The sequence below is a fragment of the Snodgrassella sp. CFCC 13594 genome, assembly GCF_001590725.1.
Classification (GTDB): domain Bacteria; phylum Pseudomonadota; class Gammaproteobacteria; order Burkholderiales; family Neisseriaceae; genus Snodgrassella.
On record NZ_LQXR01000007.1, the window covers coordinates 38,404 to 55,262 of the forward strand.

The window sequence follows — 16,859 nt, forward strand, 5'->3', positions numbered from 1 at the left end:
TAATAGGTTGAATAACCAGTCTAACCGCCCACCACAGGTTGCACAATCTCGACCGCATCACCTGCATGCAAATGGCAGTCAACATAGTCGCTTTTCGGCACAAAAACGGTATTCACGGCCACTGCAAAAGGTGCAGCCACCTCGGCGTTATCCAGCAATTCCGCCACGGTGGCACCATCAAACTCACAAGCTGCGCCATTCACCACTATTTGTATGCTCATTGTTTTCTCCTCGATTTATTTCGACAACCGACACACCGGCACGCCATATCGTGCAGCGGCTGACGGCATTTCTTGCTGCACCATCAAAGCCTGTAACACACGCACTGCAGCCAAACTCACCGCAGGCGCAATCATAAATCCATGCCGAAACAAACCATTCACCGCCATAATCTTTCGGCCACTATCGCATCGAATTTCCGGATTTTCATGATTGAGGGTGGGCCGCAATGATGTGGCACTTTCCAATACTCGGGCTTCACCAAAGGCAGGATGCACGGCATACAGCGCTGACATCAATTCCAAGCCACTGCGTACGGTTAATGGCCCATCATCTTCACTTTCCAATTGCGTGGCGCCGATGACAAATAAATGATTTTGTTTGGGCGCTATGTACAAAGGATAACGAGGATGCAAGAGCCGCACAGGCCGATTAAGCGTGACTTCTGGTGCCCATACCCGCAACACCTCGCCACGCACGCCACGTAAACGGCTTAGCGGCTGGCCTTGCTTATCATGGCTGCCTGAAAGCGTCGATGGTACTTGATTCCAATCGCTTTTCGCACCGACTCCGCGACAATCCACTACCCAATCGGCCGTTTTAGCCAACTCAGCGACCTCAGCCCGCTGCTGCCACTGACAAACCACACCCTCACTTTCCAAAGCAGCAGCCAATGCCAGCAATACTTGTCGGTTATCAAGCTGGCCTTCGGCAGGTAAAAACAAACCTGCTTGGAAACGCCCCGCCAATTGAGGCTCTTGAGCCGCAACATCACCACCAGCCCATGACTGCCAAACCATTTCACCGTGATGAGCACGCCGTAAATGATGAACAAACTGGTCAGCCAGCGGCTTATCTTGAGCGTGCCAAACCACCAGTGCGCCATGTTCCTGCATAAACACAGGCATGGGCCATTCAGGCAACCACTGTCGCCACAACGGCAAGCTGTCATAACCCAGTTGCACCGCCAAAGGGGTCCCGTCTATGGCCTCAGCCAAAGGCGCCAGCATCGCCGCCGCCACATAAGCCGCAGCGCCCTCACCACTGCGCGGGCTCTCACTGCACAACGCTACATGATGACCCAACCGCGCCAGCTGCCAAGCCATCAATCGCCCCAACAAACCACCACCCAACACCGCTACTGCCATTTTTTTATCCATCATTTTCATTCTCCGAGCACGCTTGCATGCATTTGGACAGACGCGTATAAATACTTCTAACTAAGGGCAAACACGCATGGCCAAAATATTCCCGCTGCACCCCAAACACCCCGAGCGCATTTGCTGGGGCTGCGACAAATATTGTCGCGCCGATGATTTGCAATGCGGTAATGGCAGCATTCGCATCGCTCATCCATGTGAAGATTTTGGCGAGCACTGGTATGAACAAGGTGACTGGTCTGGCCTACTCAATGCCCAACAGTGGACGGAAATTACCCGCAAATCAACTGCCACATTGCCAACCAAACCAGCTCCTTTGCGCAAGCCCCACATCAAACTCATTCGCCAATCTTAATCCTAACCATTAAACGGGCTACCTGAGTCATTCAGGCAGCCTGATGCATCGTCAACGATAGATTTTGGCGCCGTTTTGCACAAATTCCACGGATTTTTCGGCCATACCTTTTTGCGCCGCAGCGTAATCGCGCACTTCCTGAGTAATTTTCATGGAACAGAATTTCGGCCCACACATAGAACAAAAATGTGCAATCTTGGCGCCTTCTGCCGGTAAGGTAGCATCATGAAAACTTTCCGCGCGCTCAGGATCCAAACCCAAACGAAATTGATCACGCCAACGAAATTCAAACCGCGCTTTAGACAACGCATTGTCGCGCATTTGGGCACCAGGCCAGCCTTTGGCCAAATCAGCTGCATGGGCAGCAATTTTGTAGGTAATGATGCCCGTGCGCACATCTTCTTTGTCAGGCAAACCCAGATGCTCTTTTGGGGTCACATAACACAGCATGGCGGTGCCATACCAACCAATATTGGCCGCACCAATGGCAGAAGTGATGTGATCATAGCCAGGTGCAATATCGGTTACCAACGGCCCCAGTGTGTAAAACGGCGCTTCAAAACAATGCTTCAGTTCTTCATCCACATTGGCGCGCACCCGTTGCAACGGCACGTGGCCGGGCCCCTCAATCATCACCTGCACATCATGCTGCCAAGCTTTGGCCGTCAACTCGCCCAATGTATGCAATTCGCCAAATTGCGCCGCGTCATTGGCATCTGCAATACATCCTGGACGCAAACCATCCCCCAAAGAAAATGACACGTCATACGCTTTCATGATGTCGCAAATGTCATCAAAATGGGTATAGAGGAAATTTTCCTGATGATGGGCCAAACACCATTTGGCCATGATGGATCCGCCGCGTGACACAATACCGGTTAACCGTTCAGCCGTCAGCGGCACATACCGCAACAGCACTCCAGCATGAATGGTGAAATAATCTACGCCCTGCTCTGCTTGCTCAATCAAGGTATCGCGAAACAATGCCCAAGTAAGGTCTTCGGCAATGCCACCTACTTTTTCCAATGCCTGATAGATCGGTACCGTGCCAATTGGTACGGGTGCATTGCGGATAATCCATTCGCGCGTTTCATGAATGTGCGCACCAGTCGATAAATCCATAATGGTGTCAGCGCCCCAGCGCAAAGACCACACCATTTTTTCTACTTCTTCAGTGAGACTTGAGGTGACTGCCGAATTGCCCAAATTACCGTTAATTTTGACGCTGAAATTGCGCCCAATGATCATTGGCTCCAGCTCAGGATGGTTAATATTGGCAGGAATGATGGCGCGACCAGCAGCTACTTCTTGGCGCACAAACTCCGGCGTGATGTCTTCTGCGCGCAGCGGTAATTGGGCGCCAAAGCTCTGGCCCGTATGTTGTTTTAACAATTGCTGATAGCGTTCATCTTGAGCCAACACATCCAAACTCAATCGTTCGCGCAAAGCCACAAATTCCATTTCCGGGGTAATGATGCCTCGTCGTGCATAATGCATCTGAGTGACATTATTGCCCGCTTGGGCACGGCGTGGCTGGCTGATGTGTTTAAATCGCAAATGAGCAGTTTTGTCGTCTCCTGCACGAGCACGGCCATAATCACTACTCAATTCGGCTAGCTGTTCGGTATCTTCGCGCTCTTGGATCCAGGCGCTGCGTACATCGGCCAAACCCGCTTTTAAATCAATATTGGCCTGTACGTCACCATAAGCACCCGAAGTATCATAAACAGGGATGGGGGGATTGGCTTCGGTGCCACGTGTCGTTTGGGTGTCATCTTGACGTATCCAACGCAAAGGCACACGCATATCAGGCGGCTGCCTGAAAGATACGCTTTATCAGAATGGGGATACGCGAATTGAATACCCAATTCATGGCTTAAATGCTCAAGCGCTTGGGCTTCGGGTTGTTTTGACATGATCATGCTCCTGGTAAGCGGGTTGGGTGACCGTTACAGGCGCACTGCGCAGCTCATTATTTCCATCACAAGCTACAACCATGCTGAAATGAAACTCCCCTCGTCGGTATTATCCGCATCGGGTGTTAAGGGACTCTCTCAGCCGCATTACCTGCAGCACCCCTGTTTCCGGCAGGTTCATTAAATCACATTTAGCAAAATAACGACAAGCCTGATTGTTTGATCTAAAGCCAATCTTCTCGCCATAACGAAACAAACCGCCTAGCGATTCATCGCAGGCGGTTTGTTGGCTATGTGCTTTCTCTCTCTTATCCGAGCCTTTGTATGCTTGGCTTCTTCGAGCCCAAACTCGTGTAGCAAACTGTAATTTATTTACCCATCTTACGCAAGCAGGCAGTGAAGCAAGACTGCAAAAACCCATGAAACGCCACTTAAATCAAATTTATTGATGTTTTATGCCGAGTTTTGACGCAATATTTATGGATTCAAACGGCGGTTACGGCAGCCTTAAAGCCCATTCGCTGCATTAAAAATAGGCAATAGAATAATTATCATTGGATAATCAACCATATTGCCCATTTTAATGGAACACATTACATTTTGTTACACAGACACGCCTTCAGTCATTTGCACTGCTTGAATGGCAGTAATAGCAATGGTGTACACAATATCATCCACCAAAGCACCGCGTGACAAATCATTCACCGGTTTGTTCAGCCCTTGCAGCATGGGTCCCACACTCAATACATTGGCGCTCCGTTGAACTGCTTTGTACGTGGTATTGCCGGTATTCAAGTCAGGAAACACAAATACCGTCGCACGACCAGCCACGGGGCTATCAGGTGCTTTTTGCTGACCCACGCTGGGCACACTCGCTGCATCATATTGCAATGGTCCATCAATCAATAAATCCGGCCGTTTGGCTTTGGCGAGCGCGGTAGCAGCTTTCACTTTTTCCACCTCGGCGCCACTGCCAGAACTGCCGGTTGAATACGAAATCATCGCCACTTTTGGTTCAATGCCAAAAGCTTTGGCCGAATCTGCGGATTGAATGGCAATATCGGCCAATTCCTCTGCACTGGGCTCAGGATTCACCGCACAATCACCATACACCAGCACCTGCTCTGGCATCAGCATAAAAAACACGCTTGATACCAACGCTGCACCAGGCGCAGTTTTAATCAATTGCAATGCAGGACGTATGGTATTTGCAGTGGTGTGTACCGCACCAGATACCAAACCATCAACTTCGCCCGTGGCCAGCATCATGGTCCCCAAAACCACAGTGTCTTCCAACTGCTTGTGCGCCAACTCTGGAGTCAACCCTTTGTGTTTGCGCAAAGCCACCATGGGTTCAACATAGCGTTCACGAATGGTATCGGGATCAACAATTTCCAACGTATCGGGAATGGCGATGCCTTTGGCTTGCGCTACTTCAAATACCTCAGCGGGCTTGGCCAACAAAATACATTGCGCGATGCCTTTGCTTTGGCAAATTGCCGCCGCCGCAATGGTACGCGGCTCATTGCCTTCCGGCAGGACGATGCGTTTAGCGGCTTGCCGAGCCCGCTCCATCATGTGGTAGCGAAATGCTGGTGGCGACATGCGAAGCTTGGCGGGCTTACCCAAATCTTGGCACACAGTAGCGATGTCGATGTGTTCAGCCACATGATTGACCATGCCATCAATGCGTTCCAAATCATCAAACGGTACCTGTGTTGGTTGATGCGACAAGGTATAAGCCGTTTGGTAAGTGTCTAATTCCGTCAATAAAACCGGCACTTGGTCTTTCAATGCAGGCGCAACAATGTCTTGCAATTTATCGGAAGGCACCGACCCACAACTGAGAATCAAACCCGCCAAAGGCACGCCGCTAAGGGTTTTTAACGCTGTGGCCATCATCACATCTTCGCGGTCGCCCGGCGCAATAATCAAGGCACCCGGTTTGAAGCGGTCATGCATGTAAGTGGCACTACGGCCCGCCACCACGATTTCTTGTACCCGCCGTTTAGCCAAATGCTCTGAGCCACGCAGCACTTCGGCCTGTAAGTAGCGCGCTACGTCCAGCATACGCACTGCAGATTTTTCCGGCGCCAGCGGTACCACACCAAAGCATTGTAGTGGGCTGTGCGAAGCTGATAAGGCTGCTTGAAGCTCGGTCACGTACTCAGCCACTGCCTGTGTGCTGTTATAGCGATTCAAGATAAATCCACCAGGCTCCCCTTGGCCGGCTGCGTACTCCTGCCACGCCAGATACAACTGGGCAGCCATTTGTGCAGGCGTTTCATTTTCTGCATCAGCCACCAACACCACGCGAGCATTCAAAGAAGCCGCGATTTTGGCATTTTTATTGGCCAGATAGTTGCGCTCACTATCCGGTATCAACCCTTCAATTACCACTGCATCATGCGTGGCGCGTGACAGCTGATTAAACTGCGCCACCATAGATTCAATCAAATCATCGTCTTGCCCCGTACTGAGCATGGTATCCATTTGCGCCAAACTCAGTGGCTGCGGAGGCTGTTGATGAAACAGCGCCTCAGCAAATCGAGTGCCCGTATCAACGCCCTCAACTTCATCGCGTTCATTGGATACTGGCTTGAAATACAACGGCTTGCGCCCACTTTGCTCCAGCGCGCGTACCAACCCCAGCGCCACGCTGGTCAATCCAGTTTTCACCCCCAAAGGAATCAACAAAAACTGCGACATGGCTGACCACCCTTTCCATTTTGATTGCTTATCGACGACCCAACCAACTTAGCACATTGCCCTTATCGCGTTTTTGCGCAGGCGCAAATGATGGGTCAATTGCTATTTTTTACCGCTAATGGCACCCAAAATACCGCGCGTGATGGCACGAGTGATGCTGCTGGTAACTTGGGTATTGATGCGCTTACCCACCTGATGCGCGATGTCATCGACGACACCTTGATTGGTTTTTTTGCGATTGCCAAACAACCCACCCAAAAAATTATCCAGAAAACCGCCATTCTGATTATTGGTGATTTCAGCCTGTTGCTGTTGTTCGGCTTGTGCCTTGGCTGCCTGAACTTCCTCTGCCTGCTTGGTCTCATCGGCCTGTAATTGCTGCAATGCTTCAAATGCCGAGAAATTATCAATAACGTTTTGATAATGAGGGTAGAGGCATCGCCTTGAAATACCGCTTGGCGCTCTGCTCCGGTTAACGGCGTGAGGCTTGATTGCGGTGGCAAAATAAACGCCCGCTCCACCGGCTGGGGCATACCTTTTTCATCCAAGAATGACACCAGCGCTTCGCCCACCGCCAATTCGCCAATGACTTCTGCCACATTCAATTTGGGATTACTGCGAAAGGTTTCCGCAGCTGCTTTCACCGCTTTTTGATCGCGCGGAGTAAAGGCACGCAACGCATGTTGCACTCGGTTCCCCAGTTGGCCCAATACGGTATCCGGTAGATCAAGGGGGTTTTGGGTCACAAAATACACACCCACCCCTTTGGAACGAATTAAGCGGACAACTTGTTCAATTTGCTGCAAAAGCGCACCCGAAGCATTGTCAAACAGCAAATGTGCTTCATCAAAAAACATCACAAATTTGGGTTTTTCCGGATCGCCTACTTCAGGCAAGGTCTGAAACAATTGCGCCAACATCCACAATAAAAATGCGCTGTACATTTGCGGACTGCGCATCAGTTTCTCTGCATTCAACACATTAATGACGCCATTGTCGCCCTCGGTTTGCAACCAGTCCTGCAAATTCAAATTGGGCTCGCCAAACAATTGATCTGCACCCTGATTTTCCAAACTCAACAATTGGCGCTGAATGGCCCCCACGCTGGCAGCCGAGACATTCCCATATTGAGTACGAAATTCGGCCGCATGATCGGCCACAAACGCCAACATACCGCGTAAATCTTTCAAATCAATTAAATGCCAGCCCCGGTCATCCGCCACCCGGAACACCACATTGAGTAGCCCTTCTTGAATATCATTGAGGTTCATTAGCCGCGCCAACAGCATGGGACCCATGTCTGAAATGGTCACTCGCAACGGAATACCCGTTTCTCCATATACATCCCAAAAACGAACGGGAAAACCGCGTAAATAATTTTCAGGCAGCCCAAATTGCTGGATGCGCTCCCCCACTTTCCCACTGTTTGCACCAGCATTCACCAAGCCCGATAAATCACCTTTCACATCCACCAAAAATACCGGCACACCTTGAGCGCTGAATGCTTCGGCCATGCGTCTTAAGGTCACGGTTTTACCAGTGCCGGTAGCACCTGCAATCAAAGCATGACGATTGGCCATTTTGCCCAGCAAATCCAATTCCACCTGCTCAGCAGTGCGGGCGATATCAAACGTGATCATGCCATTTCCTTATCATTTCGAAGTCAACAAACCAGCTGCCTAACCGCCTCTCGGCAATGGCTCAAATACTATCACAAGGCCACAACAATCCAATGAACGCAGGCATAAAAAAACCAACGCGTAGCGCTGGTTTGGTTCATTTCTTTATTCAGGGTTATCCGCAACCAATTGCATCATGATGGCTGAAAAATCAGCTTGGTGTGGAGAACACACAAATGGCCGCAATAAACTCAAAGTTTGATGAATACCTCGGTATTTAGAGGCCTCCGTGAGCTGGTGTTCATGCAATGAACTGTCGAAATCAAACCAATATTTGGTAATCAGCCACATATTCAATGCCAACTCATGGCGCGCTACTGCATCGGTTTGAATCAAGCCGATGGCGGTGAGTTCTTCCAAAAGTTTATTCAGCAAAGGGGAAACTTTGGCACGAGTAAAATCATTGTGTTCCCCCAAAAGTTCAGCACTGCGCGCCAACAAGGTATTCACATCACTAAATAAAAAACGATATTTCCACATCACATCATACACACCCACCATATAGGTTTTCATGGTTGACGTATCTCGAGGTAACTCGGCTTCGCGCAAATAGCCCAACAATTCAACGCTATACCGTTTGAACAGTTGCATGATTATTTCATCTTTATTGCGAAAATGGTAATACAGATTACCGGGGCTGATGCTCAAGTATGAAGCAATGTGATTGGTACTGATATTACGTTCGCCTTCTGTGTTGAATAACATCAGGCTGGCATCCACAATCCGGTTATAGGTATTCGGTCGACTTTCTTTCGCCATACAGTGCCTCTTAAACAAACTGTGTGCCAACAGCGGCAAACATAACTACCGCCTTGCGATAGCATCATGATTCATTAGAATTTAGCGTAAATATGCGAGCTATCATACCGCAGTTGTTTCAGGCAGCCAAATGGGTTCTGGGTTCAACATCACACCAAAACGCGCATACACGGACTGCTGAATGTGTGCGGCCAAAGCCACCACATCGGCCGCCGTCGCCGATTGCTTATTGACCAAGACCAAAGCTTGCTTGTCGTGCACAGCAGCACCACCAAGCAAATATCCTTTCAACCCGCATTGATCAATCATCCAACCTGCGGCTAATTTAACTTGGCCATCTGGCTGCGGATAATGTGGTATGCCGGGGAAATGAGTCAGTAAGTGCTGTGCCCTCTGGGCAGAAACCAATGGATTTTTAAAGAAACTGCCTGCATTACCCAAAACGGCGGGATCCGGTAGTTTACTGCGGCGAATTTGACATACGGCGGCAGACACCATGTTAGCGGTCAGCGGCGCACCCGCAGCATATTCTGCGGCCACGCGGGCCACATCGCCATAATGTAATTGCGGCACAAATGTGCGCGACAGCGCAAAACGCACTGACACAATCACATAGCGACCCTTGCCTTCATGCTTAAAAAGGCTATCCCGATAGCCAAAACGGCAAGCCGCCGCATCCAGTTGACGATATTGTGCTGTGGTTACATCGAAACACAATACCGATTCGATACACGACTCCACCTCAACACCATAGGCACCAATATTCTGTACCGGTGCCGCGCCAACCGTACCCGGAATCAAGCTGAGGTTTTCCAAACCACTCAGTCCAAGATTCAAGGTGTACTGCACGAAATCTTGCCAAACTTCCCCCGCCTCCGCTTCTACCAGCGCACTGGACTGGTTTTGCAATAATACACGCCGCCCCTTATTGGCTATGCGCACCACCAATCCGGGATAATCTCCACAAAACAACACATTACTGCCACCGCCCAACCACAACACCGTATCAGCATCGTATTCAGGTAACTGAAGCACCTGCGGCAACTGTGCCGCGTCTGTCAGCTCGCAAAAAGCAGCGGCACGCACCGGCAAACCAAAAGTGTGATAGGCGCGTAAATCCACATCATGCTGGACGTTCATTAAATTTCCCCTGCTGCGCCGCAAAACGGCGGCTCTGACTGTTTAAATACCATACCAATGCCACGGCAGCACCAGTTAGAGACACCACCAACGATAGCCAAAAACCATAAATTTCCATACCCCAGTAAAGCCCGAGCAAAGAACCCAAGCCCAGACCCAAACCCCAAAAGCTGAAGGCATGAATCAACATTGGTACTTTGGCCAATTTGTACCCCCGCAAGGAATATGATGCTGTGGTTTGCACTGCATCGGACAATTGAAATACCGCCGCGAACAACAGAAGTCCTGCGCCCATACTAATCACTGCGGCATCCTGCGTGTACAGACCCACCCAAAAATGGCGAAACAGTAACAACAGCAGCCCAGTAATCATGGCACCTGCAATGCCAATACTCAGCCCCACACCTGACACATAGCGTGCACGTTGCCAATCGCCTTTGCCCACCTGCTGGCCCACACACACTGCCAAAGCGGTACCCACACTTTGCGGCAGCATATAGAGTAAAGAACTGATATTAATAACCACCTGTTGGGCAGCCACCTGAGTCACCCCAAAGCGGGCAATCAGCAAACCAATGAACGTAAATGAGCTCACTTCCAAAAAAAACGACAAGCCCATTGGCACGCCCAATTTCACAATGGATTTTTGAGCACCCCATTGCGGCCACTCAAAGCGGGAAAACAAACCAAATTGGGCAAAAAAACGATGGCGCATCACATATAAGCCCAACACGGTGGCATTAAACCAAAAACACAAGGCCGATGCCAGACCACAGCCAGCCCCCCCCATTTCAGGCAACCCCAATTTGCCATAAACAAAGACATAATTAAGCGGAATATTCAACAACAACGCCAATAAACTCACCACCATGATCGGTTTGGGTCGATTCAGAGACGCCGCATATGCATAAAGCGCTCGATGCAACATTGCCGCAGGCATCCCCAGCGCAATCCAAAACACGAAATCGCCAAACGTACGCTCAACATAATCGCCCAAATTCAAATAATGCTGCAAAGGCCAAGCCAGCAACCACAGCAACACCATACCCAATACGCCCAACATCAGCCCAAACCACACACCTTGCCGCGCAGTACTGCCTATGGCATCGGTTTTACCAGCACCATACAGTTGCGCCAAAATCGGCTGCAATGCCGACATCACACCCAAAAAAGTCACATAAACCGTAATAAACACATTACTGCCTAAGGCTACTGCGGCCAAATCATCGGCGCTCACGTGCCCGGCCATCACCGTATCCACGACACCCACACCCACCTGAGCCACCTGTGCAATCAGGATGGGTAAGGCCAAATGCAAAATACGCCCCGCTTCGGCACGAAATTCACCGCCACCAAAGCGATTCAATTCAAACATCATGATGACTCCATTTGCCTAACTGATTGGCTTATGCCCACACACCAAAACCACCTAGCCTAAATCAAAACAGGCTGCCTGAACCGTTTCAGGCAGCCTGTTCAATCGCCTTAAATTTAAGCGCGTTTGCGGAACTCAAACGTGCGGCTATCAATTTCAATCTTGTCGCCATTTTCAATGTAAGAGGCTACTTGGATTTCAGCACCGCCCACCAAGCGAGCATTTTTCATTACTTTGCCCGAAGTATCACCTTTTACAGCCGGCTCAGTGTATTCCACCTCGCGCACAATAATGGTGGGCAACTCTACCGAAATGGCACGGCCATCATAGAAAGTCACTTCACATTGTTCTTCCATGCCATCAACGATGAATTTGATGGCATCACCAATGTTTTCCGCTTCAATCTCATATTGGTTGTATTCTTCGTCCATGAATACATACATGGGGTCGGCAAAGTAGCTGTATGTACATTGTTTGCGATCCAATACCACCACATCAAATTTTTCGTCGGCTTTGTACACAGTTTCGCTGGCGGCACCGGTGAGCAAGTTTTTCAACTTCATCTTCACCACAGCGGCGTTACGGCCAGATTTGTTGTATTCGGCCTTTTGCACCACCATCGGGTCGTTGCCTACCATAAATACGTTACCCGGGCGCAGTTCTTGTGCGGTCTTCATGTTTGATAATATCCAAAAAGTATGCAAAAAATAAACGCGTTATTTTAGCGTATCTTGGCGGAATCTGGCTAGTTTTTCCATGGCAGAAGGTTGTGCCTGCAAATGGCCCGCCCACTGCTGGGCAAGCGCTTGCCATTGCGTCCATCCCTGCTGCAACGCTTGCCAAGCAGCCAACCTTTGCGGGGCAGTTAAAGTAGATGCGCCATTGAGCTCATCCGACAAGGCCAAAAACGCGGTCTGAAGAGAGGCCGGCCAGCGCTGCATGGCCAGTTGCCAAAATGCCCGTAGCTTAACCAGATGCGCTTTTTCCGCCTGCGTGTAAATGTGCCAAAAAAAAGGCAGGCCAGCCAACTGGGCACGCACAAAGCTATCTTCACCACGCACCACTGCCCCATCCATCAGCCACAACAACCGATCAAAAGCCGATTGCGGCACAAACGGAATGCGTACCAAGCGCACACACCCCATCTGCCATGAGTCACCATCAATCCGCAGCGCCGATTCAGGCAACAGTCCAGCTTGCCGCAGGCCATCAACCACTTGACCGCCAGCCAGCCACAGTGTGATGGGTTCATTTGCGCACTGCCACATCGCCAGCCAAGACAGCCACAATGGCGATGCATACGCAAATACTAGCCATAACTGGCCTTGGTGCGTCACAGGCAGCCCATATTGCTGGCAAAATGCATTCTGAGCGGCGCTATCATGCAAAAATTGCTGCCGTTGAAACTGATAATCCTGCTCACGCAGCAATCCGCCACTGGCTTCCTCAAAGCCCATCAGCCAGAAATATTTGGCTACCCCATTGCCTTGTAATGACGGCAATCCATGCACTTCTCGCGCCCAATCTTCAGCACTCAAATACTCCCAGTTGAGCCACAGCGGCTGATCTCTCGGCATGCGTTGCACAACTGGCGCTGGCAAATCACAACCAAATGTTTCAATTACCCATTGCGGCGGCGGTAAATCAACCAGGGCTGACGTGATCGCATCATCATCTGCCCAGGTATGCACGACCACAGTCGAATCAATATCGTTCAAATTTTGGGGCGCCAGGCGATTCAAGGCCTCCACCTCATCAACCCACAGATGCACGGTTGCCTGAAAAGCAGCCGCTAAATTTTGTGCCAAGCGCCAAGCCACGCCTACGTCACCAAAATTATCAATCACGCGCACAAATACCCAAGCCTGAGGCAGCAAGGACTGATCATTTGTCCGCCGTAAAAGGCTCACCTTGCGCTCTCGCATACCTACTCCTTCCTTTTTGATTGGTAAAAATGTGCTTACATCATTCACACTTATGTCATCTGCGCTTCTTGTCAAGCGAGAAAAGGCTTTTTTTCGAGTACATTATCCACACCAAATGACATACACAAAAAAAACAACGCTGCAAGCACAAATAAACTATTGACAGCACAATAAATAAGTCAAGATATTGATTTAAATAAATTAAAATAAAAGGCTTATTTTTTAGGCAGAGACACAGCATCGCTTGATTTATCGGCACTTTAAGCTGCCACCAACAACTTACACACAGATTTATCCACAGAACGTGTGAACAGTTTGTGTACGCCAATAAACGCAAGGTTTTGGCAGTTATGCAGCCCAAGCAAGACACCGTTCATGCCATCAATATTTAAAAAATTTAAATACAAAGTCATATTTTTATCAAAATATGACTTAAATCATCATTCCTTAACGCTGAAATGCAGCGCGGCAAGAAATACGCCAATATGATAGAATAAACAATTATTTTGACCGTCGCTAAACCATTATGTCTGACGCTTTATTTGCCAAAGAAACCATTCCTGTATCCCTTGAAGAGGAAATGCGCCGATCCTATCTGGATTACGCCATGAGCGTGATTGTAGGGCGGGCATTGCCTGATGTGCGTGACGGTCTTAAACCTGTACATCGGCGCGTATTGTACGCGATGCATGAACTAAGTAATGACTGGAATCGCGCGTACAAAAAATCCGCGCGTATTGTGGGCGATGTAATCGGTAAGTATCATCCTCATGGCGATACAGCGGTATACGACACCATTGTACGCATGGCACAAGATTTTTCGATGCGCTATATGTTGGTTGATGGTCAAGGCAACTTCGGCTCCATTGATGGCGATAATGCAGCCGCCATGCGTTACACCGAAATCCGTATGGCACGCATTGCCCACGAACTACTGGCAGACATCGATAAAGAAACCGTTGATTTCATTCCCAACTATGATGGTAGTGAGCATGAACCTGCAGTATTGCCAGCCAAAATCCCCGCGCTGCTGATTAATGGTTCATCCGGTATTGCCGTGGGCATGGCCACCAACATCCCGCCACACAATCTAAACGAAGTGATTGCAGGCGCCAAAGCCCTGCTCGCCAACAGCGAGCTCACCTTGGATGAACTGATCGACCTCATACCAGCACCCGATTTTCCCACTGGCGCTACCATCTATGGCCTATCAGGCGTGCGCGATGGCTACAAAACTGGTCGTGGCCGGGTCGTAATGCGCGGCAAAACCCACATTGAAACCATTGGCAAACACGATGACCGTGAGGCCATCATCATTGATGAAATTCCGTATCAGGTTAACAAAGCCAAATTGGTAGAAAAAATTGGTGAACTGGTACACAGCAAAACCCTAGAAGGCATTTCCGATTTACGCGATGAATCCGATAAATCCGGTATGCGCGTGGTGATTGAACTCAAGCGCAATGAAAACGCCGAGGTCATTCTCAACCAACTTTATAAGCTCACACCACTGCAAGACAGCTTTGGCATCAATATGGTGGCGCTGGTCGACGGGCAGCCGCGACTGCTGAATTTAAAACAAATCTTACGCGAATTCTTGCGCCACCGCCGCGAAGTGGTGACTCGACGCACCTTATTTGAATTGCGCAAAGCCCGTGACCGCGGCCATATTTTAGAAGGCTTGGCGGTGGCTTTATCGAATGTTGATGAAATCATCGCTTTGATTAAATCTTCAGCCACGCCGCCTGAAGCCAAAGCCGCATTGACGGCTCGCGCTTGGCACTCTGGCTTGGTCGCCGAAATGCTCAACCGCACCGACGTGGATTTGAGCATGGTTAAGCCTGAAGGGCTGCCTGAAAACGTGGGGTTAACGGCAACAGGTTACTTTCTATCAGACGCACAAGCCCAAGCGATTTTGGATATGCGCTTGCAACGCCTCACAGGGTTAGAGCAAGACAAAATCGTAGCCGAATACAAAGACATCATGCATGTGATTTTGGATTTGTTGGATATTTTGGCTAAGCCAGAACGCATCAACCAAATCATCCATGACGAAATGAGCGCCATCCAAGAGCAGTTTGGCGATGGCCGTCGCAGTGAAATTAACCCATTTGGTGGCGATATTGCCGACGAAGACCTCATTCCTCAGCGCGACATGGTGGTTACCCTGACCCACGGCGGCTATATTAAAACGCAATTGGTGGATGACTACCAAGCTCAGCGCCGAGGTGGACGCGGCAAACAAGCCGCCGCCACCAAAGACGAAGATTTTATTGATACTTTGTTTGTGGCCAATACCCATGACTACCTGCTGTGCTTCACCAGCTTTGGCAAATGTCATTGGATCAAAGTCTACAAGCTGCCTGAAGGCGGTAGAAACAGCCGCGGCCGGCCGGTTAACAATCTCATTAATTTGGAAGAAGGCGAAAAAATCAGCACCATTTTGCCGGTTCGAGAATTCAGCGATACGCAATACGTATTTATGTGCACAGCCCAAGGCACGGTAAAGAAAACGCCACTGGCTGATTTCTCCCGTCCGCGCACAGCGGGCATCATCGCCTTGGCACTGGATGAAGGCGACAGCTTAATCGGAGCCGTCAAAACTGGTGGCCAACACGAAATCATGCTGTTTTCCAATGCAGGTAAGGCCGTTCGTTTCTCGGAAGACAATGTCCGAGCAATGGGCCGGACTGCGCGCGGCGTGCGCGGTATGACCTTGTCTGAACAGGCTTTGGTCATCAGCCTGCTCGCTTATGATGCTGGCGAGGATGGTGACAAACAAGTCCTCACTGCCACGGCCAATGGTTATGGCAAGCGCACGCCAGTCGATGATTACCGAAAATCGGGACGGGGTACTCAAGGAGTAATAGCCATTGACACGGGCGAACGCAACGGCGAAGTGGTTGCCGCTACTTTAGTAGCCGCCAACGATGACATTATGTTGATTACCAGTGGCGGCGTGTTAATTCGCACCAAAGTGGATCAGGTGCGCGAAACTGGCCGTGCGGCGGCTGGCGTGAAGCTCATCAATTTGGATGAAGGTGAACAGCTAGTGAGCTTGGAACGCATTGCTGAAGGCGCAGAAGATAACACTGAAGAAACCGAGCTTGACCAGTAACCAGAATCACGCAACACAAGCGCAGAAGTTTGCGTTACGCATTTTTCAGGCAGCCTGACGTTAGGTTGCCTGAAATCATTTGACCTCGATTGCCTTACCCCCCTCTCGCTAATGTTCTTTGCCCATTTCGCAAATCGTATCAGCCACCATCACACATCGTTTGCACCTCTGTACTGCAGTTTATCCCGGTGAATTGTCCATGCGCAGATCCAACGCCCCATCATGCATAAAGCTAAAACCACGATCTGCCTAATCCAATTGCGGAGATGACACAGCCAAATCCGCCATAATGCCATCCACAGATGCAATACCCAACTGTTTTAATTGTGTTGCCAGATCAGCAAAGCTGGCAACACAATCTAAAAACGGAAATCTTCCGACAGCAGCAACTAAAGCCTGTATATCTTTATCTAATACAACTAATCGTGGATCTGTATCCAGACGAGATAAGGGTTCACGACTATGCCCACACCGATCAGACGTCACATCAACAAAAATACTGGT

At 49.7% G+C, this 16,859-nt stretch carries 11 protein-coding genes, 2 pseudogenes and 1 riboswitch; of the genes and pseudogenes, 2 read left to right on the plus strand and 11 right to left on the minus strand.

Translation table 11 applies throughout. The annotated features are described in order from the left end of the window. Positions 1-20 precede the first annotated feature (20 nt). Both thiS and A2F46_RS05805 read right to left on the minus strand, forming a co-directional pair. Positions 21-215, minus strand: a complete 195-nt coding sequence (gene thiS / locus A2F46_RS05800; RefSeq protein WP_066568011.1) for a sulfur carrier protein ThiS — start codon at positions 213-215, stop codon at positions 21-23. Positions 216-236: 21 nt separating this feature from the next. Further along, on the minus strand, positions 237-1,382 hold the full coding sequence (locus A2F46_RS05805; RefSeq protein WP_369796311.1) for an FAD-dependent oxidoreductase: 1,146 nt from the start codon (positions 1,380-1,382) through the stop codon (positions 237-239). 73 nt (positions 1,383-1,455) lie between these two features. Here A2F46_RS05805 and A2F46_RS05810 point away from each other — a divergent pair, with 73 nt between their 5' ends. Then, complete coding sequence (locus A2F46_RS05810) at positions 1,456-1,734, plus strand: DUF3079 domain-containing protein (RefSeq protein WP_066567890.1); 279 nt, start codon at positions 1,456-1,458, stop codon at positions 1,732-1,734. A 51-nt stretch (positions 1,735-1,785) separates the two neighbouring features. Here the strand turns inward: A2F46_RS05810 and thiC are convergent. The 8 genes and pseudogenes from thiC to earP all read right to left on the minus strand — a co-directional run bounded on the left by thiC (position 1,786) and on the right by earP (position 13,237). Beyond that, positions 1,786-3,656 (minus strand): annotated as a pseudogene (gene thiC / locus A2F46_RS05815) (phosphomethylpyrimidine synthase ThiC). A 72-nt stretch (positions 3,657-3,728) separates the two neighbouring features. Then, positions 3,729-3,824, minus strand: a riboswitch (TPP riboswitch). 429 nt (positions 3,825-4,253) lie between these two features. Next, positions 4,254-6,359, minus strand: coding sequence for a phosphate acetyltransferase (gene pta, locus A2F46_RS05820; RefSeq protein ID WP_066567892.1), 2,106 nt, complete (start codon positions 6,357-6,359; stop codon positions 4,254-4,256). A 102-nt stretch (positions 6,360-6,461) separates the two neighbouring features. Beyond that, positions 6,462-7,999: pseudogene (locus A2F46_RS05825) on the minus strand (helicase HerA-like domain-containing protein). A 144-nt stretch (positions 8,000-8,143) separates the two neighbouring features. Further along, entirely contained in the window at positions 8,144-8,797 is a 654-nt protein-coding gene (locus A2F46_RS05830; protein ID WP_066567893.1) for a TetR/AcrR family transcriptional regulator, read from the minus strand. Positions 8,798-8,899: 102 nt separating this feature from the next. Beyond that, on the minus strand, positions 8,900-9,937 hold the full coding sequence (gene murB / locus A2F46_RS05835) for a UDP-N-acetylmuramate dehydrogenase (RefSeq protein WP_066567895.1): 1,038 nt from the start codon (positions 9,935-9,937) through the stop codon (positions 8,900-8,902). Next, positions 9,921-11,315 carry an MATE family efflux transporter gene (locus A2F46_RS05840; protein ID WP_066567897.1) on the minus strand — a complete coding sequence of 465 codons (1,395 nt, stop codon included), beginning with the start codon at positions 11,313-11,315 and terminating at the stop codon, positions 9,921-9,923. Before A2F46_RS05840 ends, murB begins: the two co-directional genes overlap by 17 nt. 113 nt (positions 11,316-11,428) lie before the next feature. Beyond that, the gene (gene efp / locus A2F46_RS05845; protein WP_066567899.1) at positions 11,429-11,989 is read right to left on the minus strand and encodes an elongation factor P; all 561 of its coding nucleotides are present in this window, start codon (positions 11,987-11,989) and stop codon (positions 11,429-11,431) included. Between the two features lie 39 nt (positions 11,990-12,028). Then, positions 12,029-13,237, minus strand: coding sequence for an elongation factor P maturation arginine rhamnosyltransferase EarP (gene earP, locus A2F46_RS05850; protein ID WP_082783594.1), 1,209 nt, complete (start codon positions 13,235-13,237; stop codon positions 12,029-12,031). A 526-nt stretch (positions 13,238-13,763) separates the two neighbouring features. Here earP and gyrA point away from each other — a divergent pair. After that, a complete protein-coding gene (gene gyrA / locus A2F46_RS05855; RefSeq protein ID WP_066567902.1) occupies positions 13,764-16,355 on the plus strand; it encodes a DNA gyrase subunit A in 2,592 nt (863 codons plus the stop codon). Positions 16,356-16,604: 249 nt separating this feature from the next. Here the strand turns inward: gyrA and mraW are convergent, their stop codons facing one another. After that, entirely contained in the window at positions 16,605-16,853 is a 249-nt protein-coding gene (gene mraW / locus A2F46_RS13415) for a 16S rRNA (cytosine(1402)-N(4))-methyltransferase (protein WP_082783595.1), read from the minus strand. Positions 16,854-16,859 lie beyond the last annotated feature (6 nt).